Below are 19,914 nucleotides of genomic sequence, written 5' to 3' on the forward strand. Positions count from 1 at the left end.
AGGAAGTGCACGGGGCGCTGAAAGAAGGCGCGGGTGGGCCGAAGGAAGGCGCGGGTGGGCCGAAGGAAGTGTGCGGGTCGCTCGAAGGAAGTGTGCGGGAGCGCCGAAGGAAGTGTGCGGGAGCGCCGAAGGAAGTGTGCGGGAGCGCCGAAGGAAGTGTGCGGGAGCGCCGAAGGAAGTGCGCGGGAGCGCCGAAGGAAGTGTGCGGGTGGCTCGAAGGAAGTGCACGGGAGCGCCGAAGGAAGGCGCGGGTGGGCCGAAGGAAGGCGCGGGTGGGCTGTGGGAACTACACAGGCACGTCGCGTGCATGGAGGTGAAATGCCGTTCACGTTGGAATTGGGAGCAGGAACTCGGCGCTTCGGCTCCCTCGCGCGATGGCGGGCTGCTGCTTTGCACGCTCGTGCAGCCCGTCGACGGGTCAGCTGTCGAGGAACTTGTACGACGCTTCGATCACGTCGTGGGCGTCTCGCTCGACGGGCACCCCGTGGGCGAGGATCACGCGATCGAAGTCCAGCGCGAGGAGGCGGTTCATGCTCGCGCGGGCCGCCTTGTGATCACGGTAGGCGAGGCGGAGGATGCGGCTCCAGCCTGGCTTGCCGTAGACGCCGTTGACCTTGAGGTAGATGCGCGTCAGCAGGTGATCGCAGTCGGGGAAGTTCTCGAGCAGGTCCGAGCTCACCAGCGTCTTCGTCGCCTTGTGGACGAGCACCGTCTCGTGGAAGAGGGTGCCGTCGATCGTGACGGGCTGGAGCTCGCTGGCGAACGGGAGATCGGCGTTCTCGTTCAGGTAGGTGTCCAGGCGGAGGTCGGGGCGCTTCTTCTTCAGCGCTTCCGGTCCGTAGACGCGCGCCTCGGGCCAGTGGTCGCGTGCGGAGCCGACGTACAGGTGGTGGAAGGTGTTCGGCGCGATGATGTGGCGCACGGGGCCGATGGCCTCGATCTCCTTCGCGAGCGTGTCGTCGATGACCACGGGCGAGTGAAGGACGACGCTGCCGTCATCGAGGCGGATCACGGTCATGCGGGTGCCGAGCTGCAAGCCCAGCATCTTGAGCGGGGCAGCGAGGAGCCAGAGGCCGGGTCCGAAGGGAGTGAGCTGAGCCATGCGGGGATGGGAGCGCCCGTGACGTGAGCGGTCAAGCCCGTTGCCGTGTGTACGTCGTGCCCGGGGCGGCTTCGCGCCTTTCGATGGCGTGACCGGGAAGTGCGGTGTGCGCGTGGTAGGCTTCGGGCGGGGGAACGTTGCGCCGTCGATGCCGGAGCGCCGGTGACGCGTGACGTGGGGGGGTGGACATGAGCAAGCGCGCTGGGGTTCCTTCGTTGCTGCGCGTCCTGAAGGTGTCGATCGGGATCGCGTGCGGTGGGCTCGTGGGGTGTGGAGGGGAGGAGACGCTGGAGGGGCCTCCCGGCCTCGCGGTGAGCCGGGCGTACGACGTGGTGTCCTACAACCTGCGTGGGGAGTTCGACTGGGAGCGAGGGCGCCTCGTGGCGACGGTGGGGATCTCGCTCGTGTCGCTCGAGCCCGAGGCGACGCGGATCGCGCTGGACAGCATGGTGGCCGAGGTGAAGTCGGTCCTCGATGCCGAGGGGGAGGCGCTCTCGTTCACCGTCGACGAGGACGAGGGGGAGCTCGTCGTGGAGCTTCCGGCGGGGCGCCCAGGGGGCGGTGGGGCGCCGCTCGCGCTGGAGATCGCGTATGAGGCGGCATCGGGGGGATCGCTCAGCGGTGTGCCGCCACGTCGGGGTGATCCGATCGGCAAGCGCGCTCTCTACACGCTCTCGGAGCCGCTGGGCGCGTCGAGCTGGATGCCTTGCCACAACCAGCCCGGTGACAGGGCGCTGTTCGCGGTGACGATGCACATGGCGGCGTCGGAGCGGATGATCGCCAACGGCGCGCTGACCATGGACGAGCCCGAAGGGGAGGGCGGGCGCCGGATGCAGTACGTGACGGAGGAGTCGCTGCCGACGTACCTGATGGCGTTCGCGATCAGCGAGTTCGAGGTGGAGACGACGATGCACGGGGCGCTCCCCGTCTCGGTATGGCACCGCGCCGACGTCCCCGGGGATCACCTGGGCGTGCTCGAAGAGACGCGGCGGCAGATCGCGCTGTTCGAGTCGCTGCTGGGGGTGCCGTACCCGTACGAGAAGTACGCGCTGGTGATGCTGCCGGACTACAGCGGCGGTGTGGAGCACGCGAGCGTGTCGTTCGTCGGGGAGGTGGCGTCAGGGCAGCCTTCGTTGCTGCTCGACGTGACGCTGGCGTCACACGAGCTGGGGCACCAGTGGTTCGGGGATCTGGTGACGATCGCGAGCTGGGACGATCTGTGGATCAAGGAGGGGCTCGCGACGCTGCTCAGCGTGGAGGCGCTGCGCTTCCACGAGGACCTGAGCGCGTCGGGGACGCTGTTCGGCGACACCCTGTACGTGGCGTCGGGGGACGCGGTTCGCGATGTGTCGCTTGCGCCTCAGGACAAGTACACGTCAGGGCCCTACGCGCGCGCGGCGTGGGTGTTCGCGCAGGTGCGCGAGGTGCTGGGCGAGGGCGCGTTCTGGGCGACGCTGCGGCAGATCCTGGAGGAGAAGCGGCACGGGGTGGTGAGCACGGAGGATGTCTTCGCGGCGTTCGGTCTGCCGCTCGGGGACGAGGCCGCGGCGCGGATGCGGCGGGCCGTGGACGCGCGGGCACTGCCGACCCTCGAGCTGCGCGAGGCGGAGGGGGGCGGGCTGGTCTGCACGCTGCGGGATCCGGAGGCGGTGCTGATCGCGCCGATCGAGCTGTCGTGGCACCGGGAGGACGGGTCGGCGGAGCTGGAAGTGCTCGCGCCCGGCGTACCGGTCACGCTGCGGCGCCACAGTCCGGGGGATTTTCTGGTCGTCGATCCGGGCGACGTTCACCCGAGCGTCCTGGGGTTCCTGGCCGATGACGAGAGCTACCTGCTCTACTTCGAGGCGCTGGTGGCGCTGCTGATGCCCGCCTCGCCCGGGCGGACGGCGGAGTTTCTCGCGCTGCCCGGGGTGCACCAGGTCGCCGCGATGCGCGTGGTCGGGCTGCCGCCGGTGCTGCCGGACGGGTTCGATGGTTTCAAGGCGTCGCTGCACGCGGAGAGCGCGCGGGCAGCGTCGATCGAGGCAGCGTGCGGAAGCGCGAGTGTGGAGGTGGACCCGGCGCTGCAAGCGGCGTGGGGGGACACGCTGCGCGCGGCGCTGACGGGGCAGCGGCACACGATGGGGCTGGATTACGTGTCGAGCTTCGCGGCGTGTGATGGGCTGGCGCCTTCGCGAACGCTGTTCGCGGCAGAGTGGTCCGCGCTGGAGCGAGGGCTCGGCGCCGGGGAGGTGTCGGTGATGGAGCTGGCGTTCCTCTCGAAGTTCGCGCTGCCGCTGGACGATGCGCTGGCCGCGTGGGGCGCGGTGGCGCTGGAGGGGTACTCGGTGCGGGTGCGGGCGATGGCGTCGGCGCAGCTCGCGAACTACGCGGCGCGGCTCGCCGAGGGGGAGGTGGGGGAGCGCGCGGTCTACCGGTCGGTGGTCGCGTCGCTCCTGGTGAGCGAGGCGAGCGAGGTGCTCCGGCACGCCCTCCGCGCGGTGCCGTACGTGCGCGGCGCGTCGAAGGAGGACGACGCGGCGCTGCTCGGGGGGCTGCGCGATGTGCTGGGCTCGGCGACGGCGAGGAAGGTGCACACGCAGGCGGTGTGCGCGGCGCACGGGCTGCTGTCGGCGGACGAGGCGGGGTGGAAGGCGTTCGTCGAGAGCCTGGCGGGAGCGCGGCTCGCGCAAGGGGTGCGGGCGCTGCTGGACGATCCGGGGCGGTGCGGGTAGCGGGAGGCGCCTGAGCTTGCCCTGCTGGCCATCGAGGGGGATGGTGGCCAGTGGGTCATGGATCGGCACATTTACCATTTCACTTGTACCGACAACCTCGTCGGGATTGTCGCGCGTGGGCTGGAATGCTCGAAGCTCCTCCATGCCCGCGAAGCGACGTTCACCAACATCTCATTCCCTGATGTCCAGGCATTACGCGCAACGAAGCGCGTCATGACACCATCTGGCGGAACGTTGCACGATTATGTGCCGTTCTACTTCGCGCCCCGATCGCCCATGCTCTACACGATCAAGCGCGGCAACGTGGGCGCCTTCCGCAACCGATCTCAGGAGGAACTCGTCTATCTGGTCACGACCGCCCACACGATTCGTGAGGCTGGGATACCCTTCGCGTTCACCGATCGACACGCGGTACACGTCCTGGCGAATTACCATGCGAACCTCGCCCACTTGGACAAGATCGACTGGCCGTTGATGTCCGCCACGATGTGGTCTGACACGAAGGAAGACCCGAGCCGGATGGCGCGACGCATGGCGGAGTTTCTGGTGTACGGCAGGGTTCCGTGGTCTCTGATCACGGAGGTCGTCACGATGACGCCACAGGCCGCGCGACGGGTCGCGTCGATCGTCCACGGAGGGCCGGTCGAAAAGAGGGTCTCGGTGAAGCCTGGGTGGTACTATTGAGCCGTACCGATGATCGAAAGCGCACGAGGCAACCTGCTGGCAGCGAGTGCCGACGCTCTGGTCAACACGGTCAACTGTGTCGGTGTGATGGGCAAGGGCATCGCGCTCCAGTTCAAGCAAGCTTTCCCCGATAATTTCGCGGTTTACGCGCGCGCTTGCGCGGCCCGAGAGCTGCGCCCGGGCAGGATGCTGGTCGTCCCGGCAGTCGGGGCCACGCGGACGAAGTTCATCGTCAACTTTCCCACCAAGGATCACTGGAAGGGCAAGTCGAAGATCGCGGACATTCGCGCGGGGCTCGAGGCGCTCGTCGAGGACGTGCGTCGGCTCGGCATCAGGTCCATCGCCATGCCGCCCCTTGGGTGCGGCAATGGTGGCCTGGAGTGGGCGGAGGTGAGGCCGCTCATCGAGAAGGCGTTCGATGAGCTGCCCGATGTGCGGGTCATCCTCTTCGAGCCGCAGGCTCCTCCAGCCCTCGATGCGAAGCGCCGCGACACGATGCGGCCTGCGATGACGCACGAGATTGCGTTGCTTCTGGCTGCCATCGACAAGTACCTCGACCTGATCGACGTGGGGACTTCGCCGGAGCTCGTCGAGCTCGTGCTTCAGAAGCTGGCGTACTTCGTCCAGGAGGGCGGTCCGCCACTCGGTCTCCATTTCGTGAAGCACAGGTATGGTCCGTATGCACATGAGCTGAGGGACACGCTGCGACGTCTCGACGGTTGCTTCATCCATGGCCTTGGTGAGGGGACACAGAGTTCCAACCTGTCGCTCGACGAGGCGGGGGCCAGGGAGGCGTGGCAAATCATCGAGCGCGATGTGAATGCGACCGCCGCGGTGGCGCGGGTGCAGCGCCTGATCGAAGGGCTGCACGACCCGTATGGACTGGAGCTGCTCGCGACGGTCCACTGGGTGGTGACCCGCGAAGGAAGCCGCGATGCCGACGAGGCCGTCGCTGCGGTCCAGGGGTGGAGCGAGCACCATCGCGCGCGCTTCTCCGAGGCCCATCTCCGCGTCGTCTGGCAGCGCCTCGGAGATGCCGGGTGGTTCGAGGCGGCGACTCCGGCGAACAGGGCAGCGAAGGCCATCGCTGGGGATCGCGATGGCCGCCCGCGTTCGTCTGGGCGTGCGCGGTCGCCTGCCGTGGCGTTTGCCTCGGCTGCCGTCGTGACCAAGCGCTCCTGACCACGGCCCCGCGACTTGACCCGCTGGGGCGACGAGCAGGGATGATCCGGGGGCGAGCGTGCTCGCGCAGGAGGGCGGTGCGCGGTGCGCCGTGCGGCTAGCGGTTGGTGGCGGTGCGCAGGTCGCGGAAGAGGTCGGTGGAGAAGTAGCGTTCCATGCGGTCGCAGAGGACGGTGGCGACGTCGTGGCCCGGGCCGAGGCGGCGGGCGAGGTGGCGGGCGGCGGCGAAGTTCAGGCCGCTGGAGGGGCCGACGCCGAAGCCGCGGGCGGTGAGCTCGCGGGTGGCGCGGATGGCCTCGGCGTCGGTGACGCGGATGTCCTCGATGGGGCCGAGCAAGGGGTCGTCGAGGAGGCGGGAGAGGCCGTCGACGACGCCCGGGATGCCGCCGCAGATCTCGGGCTCGCCTTCGAAGCAGACGCCACGCTCGGGGCGGGGTCTTCCGAGGGCGACGGGGTGGCCCGCCTCGCGCAAGGCGCGGGCGATGCCAGCGAGGGTGCCGCCGGTGCCGACGCCGGCGACGAAGCCGTGGATGGTGGTGCCGACCTGCGCGATGAGCTCGGGCCCGGTGTGGCGCTGGTGGGCGAGGGCGTTCAAGGGGTTCTCGAACTGGCGCGGGAGGAAGACGCGCGGATCCTCGGCGGCCATGCGGCGGGTCGCCTCGATGGCGCCGAGCACGCCGGCCTCGGCGGGCGTGAGGACGACCTCGCCGCCGTAGCGGCGGATGATGAGCACGCGCTCGTCGCTGACGCCCCCGGGCATGACGGCGCGGAAGCGGACGCCGAGCATGGCGCAGGCGCTGGCGAACGCGATGGAGGTGGAGCCGCTCGAGGCCTCGACGACGAGGCTGTCGTCGTGGAGGGCGCCGGTCTCGACGGCGTGGCCGAGGACGAAGCTGGCGACACGGTCCTTGGTGGAACCGCTCGGGAGCAGGTGCTCCAGCTTGACCCACAGGGTGCAGCCGGTCTCCTCGTCGGCGATGGGGACGGTGGGGGTGCTGGCCGTGACGCGGGCCAGCCAGGCCTTCATGGCGCGGCGTTGCATCGAGACATCTCCCTCCCCCCGTTCGGGTGGGCCGAGGATACCGCAATCGCGCGGCGTTCGCAGGCGCTCAGGGGATGGGGTGGACCTGAGCGCCGCGGACGTAGACGCGCAGGACGCGGGATTCTTCGCTGGCGAAGGCGAGCTGCGCGAGGATCTCGGCCTCGGTGGTGATGTGATCGGGGCAGCGGACGGCGAGGAAGTCGGCCTCTTTGCCAGCTTCCAGGGTGCCGATGTGGTCGGCGAGATCGAGGGCCTCGGCGCCGCCGAGGGTGGCGAGCGTGAAGAGTTCGGCCGGCGAGAGGCGGTTGCCCAGGCAGAGGGCGTTGTCGAAGGCGTGGGACATGGCGCGGCGCATGTCGAAGCTGCGGCCGGCGCCGATGTCGCTGCCGAGCGCGACGGGGATGCCGCGGCGGCGAGGCTCGTCGAGGGCCATGCGTCCGCTGCCGAGGAAGAAGTTGGAGTCGGGGCAGTGCGCGACGCGGGCGCCCGCCTCGGCGATGCGATCCCACTCGCGGTCGCTCAGGTGGATGGCGTGCGCGAAGAGGGTGCGCGGGCCGAGGAGGCCGAGGCGGTCGTAGATGTCGAGGTAGTCGGTGCCCCAGGGGCAAGCGCGCAGGGCGGCTTCGGCCTCCGCGGGTTGCTCGGCGATGTGCGTCTGGATGAAGAGCTGGTGCTCGTCGGCGAGGTCTGCGGCGGCTTCGAGGAGCGCGCGTGAGCAGCTCGGGGCGAAGCGGGGGGTGATGACGAAGCGGAGGCGGCCTTCGTCCTTGCCGTGCCACTTCTGGATGAGGTCGCGCATGGCAGGGACGGCCTCTCGGTGGCCGAGGCGGAGCGCCTCGGGGCAGTTCTGGTCCATGAGGGTGAGGCCGGCGACGCCGCGGAGGCCGGTGCGGTGCAGGGCGTCGAAGAGCTGGTCGGTGGCCGTCGGGTGCGCGCTGGAGAAGGCGACGGAGGTGGTGGTGCCGGCGAGGAGCAGGCGGCGGATGAAGTCGTCGGCGACGGCGGCGGCGTATGCGGGGTCGTGGAAGCGGGCTTCTTCGGGGAAGACGCTGCGGTCGAGCCACTCGAGCAAGGGGCCGCTCGCGCTGCCGGTGATGCGGGTCTGCGGGAAGTGGAGGTGGGCGTCGACGAAGCCAGGGATGAGCACCGCCGGGCGCAGGTCGAGGATCGGGCCGCGGAAGGAGGTGAGCGCTGCGGGTTCCGCCGAGACGATGTGGCCTTCGGGCGCGACGAGCAGGATGGCGTCGTCGATGTAGCGAAGGCGCGCGCGTTCGGCAGGGCGCGGTGGAAGGGTGCTCGGCCTCGCAGGCGGGCGTGACACCGGCGGGCGTGATGCCGGCGGGCGTGATGCCGGCGGGCGTGATGCCGGCGGGGGCGACGAGGCGCCTGCGCGTGCGACGCGTGCGGGCCCGGGAAACGCGGCCTGTACCGGGGTGAGCAGGCGGCCGCGGTAGGCGCGCGTGCCGAGGGGGAGGACGGGAGGTGCGGACCTGATCATGCCGGCAGCGAGGGGTGAGGCAGAGCGGCCGGTCGAGGCGGTGACATCGCGGGGGATGATACGCCGGAGCCGCGGCGGGGTCGACGGCGTCCGGGGGCCTCACGGCCGCGATGTGCGGTGCTGACGTCGGCGGGGGAAGAGGTCGAGGTGTCGGCGGGGAAAGGGGCCGAGATGTCAGCGGATGGCGACGTCGCTGCGGCGGGTCCAGCCCATGACGACCCCCTCGGCGCTGCTGCGGAGGACCATCACCCAGTCGCCGACCGACTTCATGACCATCAGCTGGTCGCCGGCTTCGGCCGTGCCGACGGTGGTGGCGTCACTGCTGGGGTCGGCGAAGAGCCGGAAGCGCCGCCGCGCGAGCGCCATGGTCAGCGGGCTGTCGGTGTCGCGATCGGCGTCCTGCGGTCGACCCCAGCTCGGTGGCTCGAGTTCTTCCTGGTCCTCTTCGGGCGCGAAGAGGCTGCGGCGGGGGGGGGCGGGCAGGGGGCGTCGCCGCGTGTCGCGGTCGAGGAGAGGGAGGCGCTCGGCGCGCATGACCGGGGGCACCTGCGGGCCGATGCCGGAGAGGCGGAGGACGGCCGGCAGGGCTGCCGAGAAGAGGACGGCGGCGGTGGCGAAGAGGAGCAGGAAGGTGACGCGGTCGGTCCAGCGCGGGGGACGCTCGTCGATGGTGAGCGGCGCCGTGCTGGGTGTGGCGCTGGCCCGAGGGGGCCTCTCGACCTCGGGGAGGGCCGGTGCGCTGACCTGCGAGGCAGGCTCGGGTGAGGCGCCCTGGGGCGTCGAGGACATCGGGTCGAGCATACGATGGGCCCCCCTCAGGGTCGACGGAGGACAACGGCCGGCCTCGTTCGGCGGTGACGGAACCCGTGGATCCGCTACGATCGATCGCTCGTGCGTGGCGCTCTCCTCCCGACGGAGAGGCCTGTCCTCGCCGCTCGTGGAGGAAGCCCCATGACCACCGTCGCCCGTCGAACGTTCCTGCAAGGCTCGCTGGCCACCGCAGTGGTCGGCTTCGATCCCGGCCAGGAGAGCTGGTCCAGCGTCCCTGGTGGCGCGAACCTGATCCCGATCCCACCGCTCGACGGTCAGCTCCTGATGAACCCGGCGGTGCTGGCCGCCGCGGCCGAGGACTTCGGGCGCATCATCCAGCGCACGCCGAGCGCGGTCCTCGTGCCTGGATCGGTCCGGGACATCGTGAAGCTGGTCCTCTTCGCGCGGGCGCACGGGATCAAGGTCGCGGCCGCGCGCGGCCTGGGCGAGAGCCACAGCACGGCGGGACAAGCGCAGGTCGCGGCCGGGGTGGTGATCGACATGTCGATGCTCGCCACCATCCACGAGATCAACGCGGGCGATGCGCTCGTCGACGCCGGGGTCCGCTGGATCGACCTGCTCGAGGAGACGTTACCGCTCGGCAAGAGCCCGCCGCTGCTCACCGACTTCATCGAGCTCAGCGTCGGCGGCACGCTCGCGGTGGGGGGGATCGGCGGCCAGGCCTTCCGCCACGGCCTTCTGGTCGACAATGTCCTCGAACTCCAGGTGGTCACCGGCAACGGGGCGCTGCTCACCTGCTCTCCCACGCAGAACCCGGTGCTCTGGAACGCGGTGCGCGCGGGCCTCGGTCAGTTCGGGATCATCGTCCGCGCGCGCGTCCGTCTGGCCTCCGTGAAGCCCCGCGTCCGGGTCTACACCGCGACGTACACCGACCTCGCCACCCTCACCGCCGATCAGGAGATGCTCATCGACGACGGTCGCTTCGACTACGTGGAGGGCTTCGCCTCCGCCGACGAGAGCGGTGGCTGGATCTACCGGCTGGAAGCCGCGAGTTACCACGATCCGGGCAACCCGCCGGCCGACACGATCAAGCTGGCGGGTTTGCAGTTCGATCCCGGAACGAGTGAGGCCACCGAGCAGAGCTTCTTCGACTTCGCCAACCGGATCGCGCCCACGGTCACCCTCTTGAAGGAGCTGGGCGTCTGGCAGCTCCCGCATCCCTGGCTGAACCTGTTCCTTCCGGGTCCGCAGGCGGCGTCGTTCATCCAGGGGGTGCTCGACACGATCACCGTGGACGACACGGGGCAAGGGCCCATCGTGTTCTACCCCTTCAAGCGTGCGCGGCTGACCGCGCCGTTCGCCAGGGTCCCCGCGACGCCGAACGTGTTCATCTTCTCCATCCTTCGCAACGCCATCCCCGGGACCCCGGAGAACGTGGCTGCGCTCATCGATCAGAACCGGCAGTTCTACGAGGACGCCCGCGCCATCGGCGGCAAGCGCTACCCGATCGACTCGGTGCCCATGAGCCGCGGGGACTGGGAAGAGCAGTTCCGGCCCCTCTTCTCGCAGTTCTCTCTGGCGAAGCTTCTCTTCGATCCGCTCAACGTGCTCGCGCCCGGGCAGAAGATCTTCACCTGACGTCGGGCGCGCGGTGCGCGGAGCGCGGTGGGCGCCGTTCGCTTCACGCGACGCGCTCGCCTTCGAGCCAGGTCGTCCCACCGGCAGCGGTGAGCGTCTCGCGGAGATCCGCCAGCGTGAAGAGCCGTTCGATGTGGTGGACGCCCGGCCGGCGTACCCGAGGCAAGGCGTCGACGACGTGCGCCGCGACGTGCGCGGTGACGAGGCCTTCGTTTCGCCCGAAGAAGCCGGCGCGCCGTGACGTGGTGTGCTGTCGTGACGAGCCGTGCACCTCGACGGCGACGGCGCATCGGTCGGAGCCGAGCCGCAGCCCAGGCATCGCTGCAAACGCCGAGGTGGCGAAGTTGCGCACGGCCTGAGGGCGCAGGAGGGAGCGAGAGCGCACGAGGGCGCGGGTCCAGAACGCCGACTCGATGGAGAGGAGGGTCTCGGCCTTCTGCAGGCCGAGGGTGCGCTGGACGACGTGCTGGTCGGCGAAGTCGAAGGGGCACGCGGGGGTCGTCGTCGCTTCGAGGCCGAAGCGGGCCTCCCGGAGGGGTCGTGCGGAGGCCCGGGCGAGCTCATCGAGCATCCACGCGATCGCGGCGCGCCCGTGCGTGTCGCCCAGGCCGAGGTGGATCGCGATCTGGGCTTCCCGTGCTTGCTCGAAGGAGGCGGCCGCTTCGCGGACGAGGAGGTTCGTGAGTCCAGGGGCGAGGCCCACGGAGAGGACGGCCGTCGCTCCGGTCCGCTCGGCGAGGTCTCCAAGCGTCTCGACGCGGCGAAAGAAGCGATCACTCGCGGTGATGTCGATGTAGTCGAGGCCGCGCTCCAGCACCCGCCGTGCGAACGCCTCGTCGGGCTGGTCGATGCAGACCAGTACCCGGCTCGCACCCTCGAGGGCCGCGTCCCAGGTTTCGGGGCGTGCCACGTCGATGTGGGCTGAAGCGCCGCCGAGGGCGGCCCCGGTATGCTCCGCGCGGGCTCGATCCCGGCCAGCCACCGCGACGGCGTGGCCGCGACGCACCAGCTCGGCGGCGACGAGCGAGCCCACGTGGCCATAGCCACCCACGATCAGGAGATGCTGTGTCATGCGTCGGGTACCAGAGGGGCGGTGGGGATGACGTCGACGTCGGTCGCGGTGTCGACGTCGAGGTGATGCCACCGGACGTGCGCCTCGTCGAGGAGGCGGCGCGTCGAGGACGGGTCACGTCGCGCGGACCACACGGGGCGGCAGGGCCAGCGGTCGAGGGGATGCTACAAGTCCGGGGATGATGAGCACCGAGTTGATGGAGCCGGCGTCGTCGATCGGGCTCCTGCGCGACGTGGAGGCGCAACGGGTCGCGGCGTTGACGGCGCAGGTGGCGAAGCACCCGGTGTTCGGACGGATGGCGTCGATCGCCGACGTGCGGATCTTCATGGAGCACCACGTCTGGGCGGTGTGGGACTTCATGTCACTGTTGAAGTCGGTGCAGGAGGCGATCGCGCCAACGCGGGTGCCCTGGATCCCGGCCGAGGACACGGAGGCAGCGCGGCTGGTGAACGAGATCGTGACGGGCGAGGAATGCGACGAGGCGCCCGGTGGGCGGCTGGCAAGTCACTTCGAGGTCTACGTGGCGGCGATGCGTCGGGCTGGCGCGGACGTGGCGCCGATCGAGCGCTTCGTGGCCGCGCTGCGGCGGGGCGTGAGCTGGGCCTCGTCGCTGGCGGGAGCGGGGGCGCCCGCGGCGTCGCGCGCGTTCGTGGAGACGACGATGGAGGTGTGCGCGGGGCCGGTGCACGGTCGAGTCGCGGCGCTGACGCTGGGGCGAGAGGACATCATCCCGGCGATGTTCTCGCGGCTGGTGAGGGGGATCGTGGGGGATCGCACGGGAGAGCTGTCGGATCTCGTCTGGTATCTGGACCGGCACGTGGAGGTGGACGGGTCGCGCCACGGGCCGATGACGCTGCGGTTGTTCGAGCGGATCTGTGCGCGCGACGAGGCGACGCGGCGGGAGAGCCTGGGGGTGGCGGAGCGGGTGCTCGCGCAGCGTCTCGCGCTGTGGAATGCGGTGGAGAGTGCGGTGGATGCTCGCTCCGCGGAAGGGAAGCGAGGGCGCCTGGAGGGCGGCGCGCGGGAGGCGCCGTCGCGGCGGCTGTGAGGTGCCGGCGCGGCGGCTGTGAGGTGCCGGCGCGGCGGCTGTGAGGTGCCGGCGCGGCGCGCGGGAGGTGGCGTGAGGTGGGGAGCGTCGCTCAGGGGGCGGAGGGTTTCTCGATGCCGAAATGCTCGCGCCAGTAGTCGCTGACGAAGATCTGGGCGGGATCGAGCTGCGCACGGAGCTGGAGGAAGCGTTCGAGCATGGGGAAGCCCTGCTTGTAGTAAGCGAGCCAGTCCGCGGAGGGGGGGGGGAGGTCCTTGCCCCAGTGGGGCTTGAAGGTGAAGGGCTTCAGGAGTTCCCAGAACGGGGGATAGAAGGTCTTCGTGGGATCGGCGGCGTTGAGCTCGAACCAGAAGACGTCGACGCGGTAGACGTCGGCGCCGTAGGAGGGGCTCATCCAGAAGGGGCTGTTCTTGGCGGCGTACAGCTCGCAGGAGAACGTGCCGGTGCGCTCGAAGGACACGGTGGCGTCGCCTCCACCTTCGTAGAAGGTCTTGAGGGTCTGCATGACCTCGGTGGCGCGATCGATGGGGATCCACAGCTCGGTGAAGGCGGTGGGCCAGAGCTGGTCGTCCATCTGGTTGTCCATCGGGAGGCCGCAGAGCCAGGTGTCCTGGAACTGCTGCGGGGCGTCGACGGGTTCGAGGGGGACGAAGATGGCGAGGAGGCCAGGGAGGATGCCAGGGAGGACCGTCTGGAAGTAGCTGGCGAACTGCTGCGCCTGGGGGGTGGAAAGGGCGTTGTCGAGAAGGAGCTTGATGGCGAGGGTGATGAGGCCAGCGAGCCAGTCGGGAAGGCTGTCTTCGTTCGCGAGGGTGGGGGCCTTGATCGCGGTCGCGAGCTGGGTGGCCCGGGTGTGGATGTCGGAGCCGGGGGTGAGCCCCGGGTGGGCGCGCAGGCCCTGGAGGATGGCCTTCTGGAGGAACGCGAGGACCTCGTCGACGGAGCGTGCGCGGCGGTCGCGGCTCGAAGGGAGCGGGGTGCAGACGTTGCTGTCGTTCTGTCCGCTGAGGGTGCCGTCGAGGTGGCGGTACCAGTTGTCGAGCTTGGGGGGGACGGCGGCGATGTCGTCGAGGTTGCCGATGAGGGTGTAGAAGAGGGAGCCGGCGAGGGCGTTGATCTGCGGGGTGGTGCCCAGCTCTTCGTAAGGCTTGGGGACGAAGCCGGGGGCGGGTTCGAGGCGCTCGCACTGCCAGACCTGGATGCGCTCGAAGCTCCGCTGGGGCCACCACATGAGGCGGGTGTACTGGGTCTGCTGGAGGTAGCTCTCGAGCGAGGGCTGGTCGGGTCGATCGCCGAAGAGGTCGATGGGGGCGTCGCTGGTGGCGGTGGTGGTCTGGGTGCCCTTGATGTTGTAGGCGGGGCCGGCGCGGAGCCAGACCTTGGAGATGACGCCGAGGAGGCCGAGGGAGATGCCGGCGGCGAAGAAGAGGTCGCGCGCCCTGGGATCTTCGGCGTCGCGGGAGACGTCGTGGAGCTCGCCTGTGCCGTCGATGAAGCGGATGCGCACGATGTCGTCGTAGACCGAGTACTGGGTGGAGCCGCCGGAAGAGCCGGTGGAGAAGAAGCCGGAGACGGTCTGGTGGCTGATGCCGCCGAGGTCGCTGAGGGCGTATTTGTTGCCGTCGACGCCGGTCTGGAGGAGGTAGTTGAGGCTGTTCTCCCAGGTGGAGGTGCCGGTGGGGTCGTAGGGGTTCTTGCCGAGGTTGCAGCCCGCTTCGACCTCGACGAGGGCGTGGGTGGGGTCGTTGGCGTCCGGGGTGATCGTCACCTGCCGGTACTTGTCCAGCATGATGGTGATGGTGTCGGCCGGCGGGGCGCCTTGTCCGTCGAAGCCGGTGGTGTAGATGGCCTGGATGACGGAGTGCTGCGAGCCACGGACGCGGAGGGGGATCCGCTTGTCGTAAGCGTGGGCGACGAGGGACTGGAGCTGCTCCTCGGTCGCGGGATGGTAGTAGCCGTCCGAGCCTTTCGAGATGATGTTGGTCACCAGGTCTTCTCCTCGTGCGTCGCCGTCGTGGCGATGGGTAGGCCCCGGGGGGCGCTGCGCCGGTCGCCGTTCGCAATGAACGTGCCGGGCGGAGGGGTGAAGGCCATGTGAAGGGCGGATGGTCCGCCCGGGAGATGGACCGCGCGTTCCGGGAGGGTGAAACGGCGTCCGCGCGCGCTGGGTGAGCGGCGGATGTGGCGAGAATGTCGTCGGGTGTCGCCGAGATGACGCCGGGATGCAGGGGTTCGAGCGGGGGGAGTGGCCAGCCTCTGGGTGGTCGCTTGGCCGACCACCAGGGGTTGGCGTGATGCGCGGCGCGTGGCGAGGGGTGAGGTCTGCTTCCCGTGGAGACGCAGCGACGGAGAGGGATGAGCGCAAGGGACGCGGGATGCGCCGAAAGCCGCGGGAAACAGGAGGGGATGAGGCTGCGTCTCGGAGAGACGCAAGGCGGGAGGTGGAAAGACGCAGGACGACGCGGGGGAGACGTCGGCCTGCGTCAGGGGTGGAGGGTCAGGGCGTGCGCGGGGCGCCGAGGGCGGTGAGGGCTTGCTGGGCGTCGGTGCGGTAGGCGTTGTCGCGTGGCGCGAGTTCCAGGAAGCGCTGGTAGCTGCGGATGGCTTTCTCCTTGTTGCCGCTGGAGCGCATGGACTCGGCGAGGAGGAAGTGGGCGTCGAAGAGCCACGGCGGCTTGGAGTTCTCGGAGGCCTCGGTGAGGGTGACGGCCTGGTCCATCTCGGTCGCGGCGCCAGCGCGGTTGCCGCGGGACGCGTAGATCTTGCCGAGGCGGTAGTGCCACTCGGGGTTCTTGTCGTTGCCGGCAAGGGCCTTGCGCCAGGACTCTTCGGCCATGGGCCAGTTGCTCTGGTCCTGGTAGCAGAGGGCCATGGTCGCGTAGGCCTCGTAGCGGGACGGGCGCTTTTCGAGGGCGATCTGCAGCTCCTTGAGGGCGTCGAGGGTGGCGCCTTGCTTCTGCAGGAGGACGCCGCGCTGCCAGTAGGCGTCGGCCAGCTCTTGATCGAGTTCGAGGGCGCGCTTCAGGGCCTGGGTTGCGCGGCCGGGCTGTCCTGCGTCGTTCGCCGCCCAGCCGACGTAGAGCTGGTACTCGGCTCGGTTGCCGTCGATCTCGGAGGCGCGCTCGAGGAAGCGCATGGCCTCGGCGAGGTTCTGGCCTCGGCCGAGGAGGGCGCGGCCGAGGAAGTGGTTGGCTTCGCTGGAGTTGGGGCGGCTCTTCAAGACCTCGCGGAGGATGGCCTCGGCCTTGTCGGGGTAGCCGGCCATGACCTGCGCCGAGCCGACGCGAAGCTTGAGGTCGATGTCGTCGGGCGCCTTGCGGAGGGCGTCGGCGTACATCTCGAGGGCGCGCTCGCTCTGGCCGGTCTCCTCGAAGAGGAGGCCGCGCTCGAGGGCGAGGCCGGGGTAGTCCTTGTCGGCGGCGGCGACCTGGTCGAAGGTCTTGGAGGCGTCGTCGAAGGCGCGGAGCCGCCGGAGGGTGACGCCGAGCTTGAAGCGGGTGCCGAGGTCCTCTTCCTTGTTGAGGGCGAGTTCGAGTTCGCGGCGGGCTTCTTCGTAGCGGCCGGTCTGCAAGGCGACCTCGCCCTTGGCGCGGTGCAGGGCGGGGAGGTCGGGGAACTTGTCGGTGGCCTCGGCGAGCTTCGACGCGGCCTCCTCGCTGCGACCGAGGCCGCTGAGGAGGGAGGCGAGGGCGACGTAGGCGTCGACGATCTCGGGGCGGTTCTCCGGGATCTTGACGGCGTCGAGGAAGGCCTGCTCGGCCTCCTTCTTGTTGCCGAGGGCGAGTTCGGCGCGACCGAGCCAGTAGTTGACGAGCGGGTCGTTGGGGCGGCTCTCGCGGAGCTGCTTGAGGGCGTCCTTGGCCTCCTTCATGCGCTCCTGGGCGAGCCAGGTCTTGGCGGCGCCGATCTTGGCGAGGACGTTGTCGTTCTCGGCGCGGCTGGCGGCCTCGAAGCGGGCGAGGGCCTCGGAGAAGCGGCCCGAGCGGAAGAACAGCTCGCCATTGCCGATGAGGGCACGGACGGCCTGCGGGTCGATTTTGAGGGCGGCGGCGAAGGCTTGCTCCGCTGCGGTCATGCGGGATCGGGCGAGGTGGAGGTTGCCGATCTCGGTGTAGGTGTCGACCAGCTCCGGGTCGGCGGCGGCGCCGCGGATCTCGGGGTCGTCGGTGATCTTGGTCAGAAGATCGAGGGCCTCTTGCTCGCGGTTGCTGTCGCGGAGGAGGGTGGCGAGGAGGAGGCGGCTGCCGACGTGGGCCGGGGAGATTTCGAACGCGGACCTGGCGCTGGCCTCGGCGGAGGCGGTGTCGCCCGCGGCACGCTGGGCGCGGGCGAGGCCATGGAGGGTGCGCGCGCTCTTGTGGAGCTGGGTGGCGCGTTTCCAGGCCTCGACGGCCCTGGGGGCGTCGGCCGCGGCGAGTTCGATCTCGCCCGTGAGCACGGCGACGTCGATGTCCTCGGGGAGGCGGCTCTGGAGGGCTTGCGCAGAGAGGCGCGCCTTCGGGAGCTGTCCCGCGAGCAGATCCTGGGCAGCCTCGGCCAGGGTGGTGAGATCAGATGGGCGTGAGCGGGCGTGATCGAGCATCTCCTTGCCGTAGGCCTCCTCCACGGAGCGGCGGCCGAAGCGCTGACCACGGGTGAAGGCGATGTACGCCGCGTAGGCTGCCGTGGGGCGGTGACGGGGGACGCCGCGCTGCGCCGATTTGGTGTCGGCGAGGAGCTTGTTCACCGAGGCGACGGTGTCGAGGCCCAGCTCGCTGCGGGCGCGGGTGCGTAGCTCGTCGAGGGCCTCTCCGTGGCGTGAGGCGTTGAGGCGATCGCTGATGAAGTTGATGCCGAAGGGGCCGATGTCGGGGGCGAGCGAGAGGGAGCCTCCGGCCACGCTGACGACCGCGAGGGTCGCGATGAGGTAGCGGCGGATCTTGGGTCGTTTGGTGGGCTCCTGCGTGGTCACCGAGCTCTTGCGCTCGGTGAGCGGAGAGTCTCCGGTGAGATCCGCTTCCTCGCCGGCGCCGGTGAGATCGACCTCGTCGCCGACGCTGGGGTGCGGCTCGCCCAGCTCGATGGAGCCGTCGTCCCCGAAGTCCTGGAAGTTGGAGGAGCGATCGGAGGGGTCGTAGGCGGCGCCCGGGTTGATGCCCGTCTGCGAGAAGCGGGAGGGGGCCTCTTCGAGGGCGAGTTCCTCGCCGAGATCGGCTTCGAGTTCGGTGGGGGCCGATCGGCCGAGCTTCGCGGGCTGCGCGGACGGCACGGGCTCGGGGCTCGACTGCCGGGGATGCGAGGGGTGCGAGGGGTGCGAGGGGTGCGAGGCGCGTGGCGAGGGGGCGCCGCCCAGGATCTCCGGGGCGGAGGCGCGCGGGTTGGACGGGGGGGCCGGAGGCGCAGGGGCGTTGGGGGGCAGGGGCCGGGGGCCGGACGTCTGGAAGGCCGAGCCGACGCGCGAGTCGTCGTATCCGGGAGGCGCTTCGTCGAACAGCTCGGCGCCGACCACGACGCCGGCGCCAGCGCTGCCGGAGGAGGGGACACCCGAGATGGGGCCAGGGGAGCTGCCGAGCGGTGCGCGTGGGCTTCTCGGGTCCAGCCGATCCGGGAGCCCGGGTGAAGCGGGGACCGGGAGGCCAGCGCCGCGGCCAGCGCCGCTGCTCGGGAGGCCGACGCCGCTGGCCGGGACGGGGAGCCCGGCGCCGCTGGCGCGTGAGGGCAGGCTGGCGGCGACGCTCGGGAGTCCGTGGTCGCGGGCAGGTGAGGGCAGGGCGAGTTCTTCTTCGGGATCGAGCGGCAGGTCGAGTTCGCCGAAGCCGTGGGAGAGGGTGGCGTTGCCCTGGCGTGACGAGGGGAGATCGAGCTCGCCCGTGTCGTCGGTGTTCGCTTCGACGAAGCCTTCGTCGAGATCTCCGAAGGCCATGGTGCGGCTGCGGCCCGGGGAGGCTGTCTCCGCGGGGCGCGGGGCCGAGAGGCCGTCGGCGAGATCGAGGTGCCCGAAGGAGGCGGTGCGGCCTCGAGGGGGCGGGAGAGGCCGGTGCGGTGGAGAGGGAGCTTCGTCGAGGTCGGAGGGACCGAAGGCGACGGTGCGGCCGCGGCGCGAGGGGGGTTCGATGGGCGCCGGCTCGGGGTCGCTCATCACGGAGCCGAAGTCGGTCTCATCCATGCCGAGATCGGCGTCGCCGAAGGCCATGGTGCGTCCGCGGCCCGTGGGCTGGGCCGGGGCCGGGGCTTCGGGGAGATCGATGGCGTCGAGCTGGCCGAAGGAGACGGTGCGGCGTCCACGCCCTGGTGCCGCGGGGGCCGGCTCCGGATGCGCCATCGGAGCGGGCGCAGGAGGCGGGGCCGGCGCGCGGGGCCGGGCGGGTGAGGGGAGGTCGGCGCTGTCGCTGGGACCTGGTTCCCCCGTCAGGATGGGGGGAGCACCCCCGCGCTCGTCGTCGGCGCGGTGCGCCGCAGGGCTCGCGCGAACCGTGCGCGCGTTCGCTCGGGGTGGCGCAGGGGGAGGTGCCTTGGGGGCCGCAGGGGCGGCTCGGGGGGCTGAGCCTCGAACGATGGGCAGGTCGTCTTCACCGAAGTCGGCCTCGAAACCGCTCGCGTCGTCGGGAGCGGGGAGGTCGACCTGGAGATCGATTTCTCCGAAGCCACGGCGCGGCGGCGCTGCCTTCGGAGGAAGGGGAGCCTGGGCTTGCGAGAACTCCGCACCTCGAGCCGGCGGTGCTGCCGCTCCAGGGCGGGGCGCTGCCGGACGTTTCGGGGCGACGGCGGGCAGGTCCGCCTCGTCGCCTGCCGGCGGAGCTGGTTGTGGCGCGGCGCTGGCGCCCGGCTTCTTCACAAGGAGGCTCTTGCCGCACTTGGGGCAGCGCATCTTGAGCCCCGCGGGGGGGATGCGCCGCTCGTCCACCTGGTACGGGGATTGGCACCCGTCGCACTCGACCTTAACGACCATGATGTTTCAAGTTGGGCGCTGAACCCGCTCTCCTTACTAGCAGGGGTTAGGGCGGGAGAGATCGTTTCCGACCAGAGGATGGTAAGCGAGGTCCCTGCGGATGAGCCGAACCGAGCGGCGCGTGGTCGGTGTCTGGATGGCAAAAGTGGCCGTCGTACGCCGCTGAAACGCGGAAGATCGGAAGGGGTGGGGTCGACATGGGTCGCTAGGACCTCGCCCGTCGTCCCGGAACTGT

General features: G+C 70.4%; 12 protein-coding genes. 5 read left to right on the forward strand and 7 right to left on the reverse strand.

Features of this window, described 5'->3' with window-relative positions; all coding sequences use genetic code 11:
* Positions 1-418: 418 nt before the first annotated feature.
* A complete protein-coding gene (locus CMC5_RS10820; RefSeq protein WP_050430331.1) occupies positions 419-1,102 on the reverse strand; it encodes a DUF4336 domain-containing protein in 684 nt (227 codons plus the stop codon).
* Positions 1,103-1,290: 188 nt separating this feature from the next.
* On the opposite strand from CMC5_RS10820, the gene CMC5_RS10825 reads away from it, so the two are divergent.
* Genes CMC5_RS10825 through darG form a run of 3 tightly spaced genes read left to right on the forward strand, consistent with a single transcriptional unit; the run spans position 1,291 to position 5,682 of the window.
* Positions 1,291-3,816: a M1 family metallopeptidase gene (locus CMC5_RS10825; protein ID WP_156338438.1), complete on the forward strand. Its 2,526-nt coding sequence runs from the start codon at positions 1,291-1,293 to the stop codon at positions 3,814-3,816.
* Positions 3,817-3,873: 57 nt separating this feature from the next.
* The gene (darT, locus tag CMC5_RS10830; RefSeq protein WP_050430333.1) at positions 3,874-4,500 is read left to right on the forward strand and encodes a type II toxin-antitoxin system toxin DNA ADP-ribosyl transferase DarT; all 627 of its coding nucleotides are present in this window, start codon (positions 3,874-3,876) and stop codon (positions 4,498-4,500) included.
* A 9-nt stretch (positions 4,501-4,509) separates the two neighbouring features.
* Positions 4,510-5,682, forward strand: a complete 1,173-nt coding sequence (darG, locus tag CMC5_RS10835) for a type II toxin-antitoxin system antitoxin DNA ADP-ribosyl glycohydrolase DarG (protein ID WP_063796251.1) — start codon at positions 4,510-4,512, stop codon at positions 5,680-5,682.
* Positions 5,683-5,779: 97 nt separating this feature from the next.
* Here darG and CMC5_RS10840 read toward each other — a convergent pair whose 3' ends face one another.
* The 3 genes from CMC5_RS10840 to CMC5_RS10850 all read right to left on the reverse strand — a co-directional run bounded on the left by CMC5_RS10840 (position 5,780) and on the right by CMC5_RS10850 (position 9,011).
* A complete protein-coding gene (locus CMC5_RS10840) occupies positions 5,780-6,724 on the reverse strand; it encodes a PLP-dependent cysteine synthase family protein (protein WP_050430334.1) in 945 nt (314 codons plus the stop codon).
* 67 nt (positions 6,725-6,791) lie between these two features.
* On the reverse strand, positions 6,792-8,222 hold the full coding sequence (gene guaD / locus CMC5_RS10845) for a guanine deaminase (protein ID WP_082362379.1): 1,431 nt from the start codon (positions 8,220-8,222) through the stop codon (positions 6,792-6,794).
* Between the two features lie 174 nt (positions 8,223-8,396).
* Positions 8,397-9,011 carry a hypothetical protein gene (locus tag CMC5_RS10850; RefSeq protein WP_156338439.1) on the reverse strand — a complete coding sequence of 205 codons (615 nt, stop codon included), beginning with the start codon at positions 9,009-9,011 and terminating at the stop codon, positions 8,397-8,399.
* Between the two features lie 162 nt (positions 9,012-9,173).
* Between CMC5_RS10850 and CMC5_RS10855 the strand changes: the two genes are divergently transcribed.
* A complete protein-coding gene (locus CMC5_RS10855) occupies positions 9,174-10,631 on the forward strand; it encodes an FAD-binding protein (protein WP_050430337.1) in 1,458 nt (485 codons plus the stop codon).
* Between the two features lie 43 nt (positions 10,632-10,674).
* On the opposite strand, the gene CMC5_RS10860 is transcribed toward CMC5_RS10855, so the two are convergent.
* Positions 10,675-11,703, reverse strand: a complete 1,029-nt coding sequence (locus CMC5_RS10860) for a saccharopine dehydrogenase NADP-binding domain-containing protein (protein WP_050430338.1) — start codon at positions 11,701-11,703, stop codon at positions 10,675-10,677.
* Between the two features lie 178 nt (positions 11,704-11,881).
* Between CMC5_RS10860 and CMC5_RS10865 the strand changes: the two genes are divergently transcribed.
* Positions 11,882-12,751, forward strand: a complete 870-nt coding sequence (locus CMC5_RS10865; RefSeq protein WP_050430339.1) for a DUF3050 domain-containing protein — start codon at positions 11,882-11,884, stop codon at positions 12,749-12,751.
* Positions 12,752-12,842: 91 nt separating this feature from the next.
* Here the strand turns inward: CMC5_RS10865 and CMC5_RS10870 are convergent, their stop codons facing one another.
* On the reverse strand, positions 12,843-14,738 hold the full coding sequence (locus tag CMC5_RS10870) for a D-arabinono-1,4-lactone oxidase (protein WP_050430340.1): 1,896 nt from the start codon (positions 14,736-14,738) through the stop codon (positions 12,843-12,845).
* A gap of 510 nt (positions 14,739-15,248) precedes the next feature.
* Positions 15,249-19,679, reverse strand: coding sequence for a tetratricopeptide repeat protein (locus CMC5_RS10875; RefSeq protein WP_050430341.1), 4,431 nt, complete (start codon positions 19,677-19,679; stop codon positions 15,249-15,251).
* Between the last annotated feature and the right edge of the window lie 235 nt (positions 19,680-19,914).

The sequence above is a fragment of the Chondromyces crocatus genome (genome assembly GCF_001189295.1).
In the GTDB taxonomy this organism is placed as follows: Bacteria; Myxococcota_A; Polyangia; order Polyangiales; family Polyangiaceae; genus Chondromyces; species Chondromyces crocatus.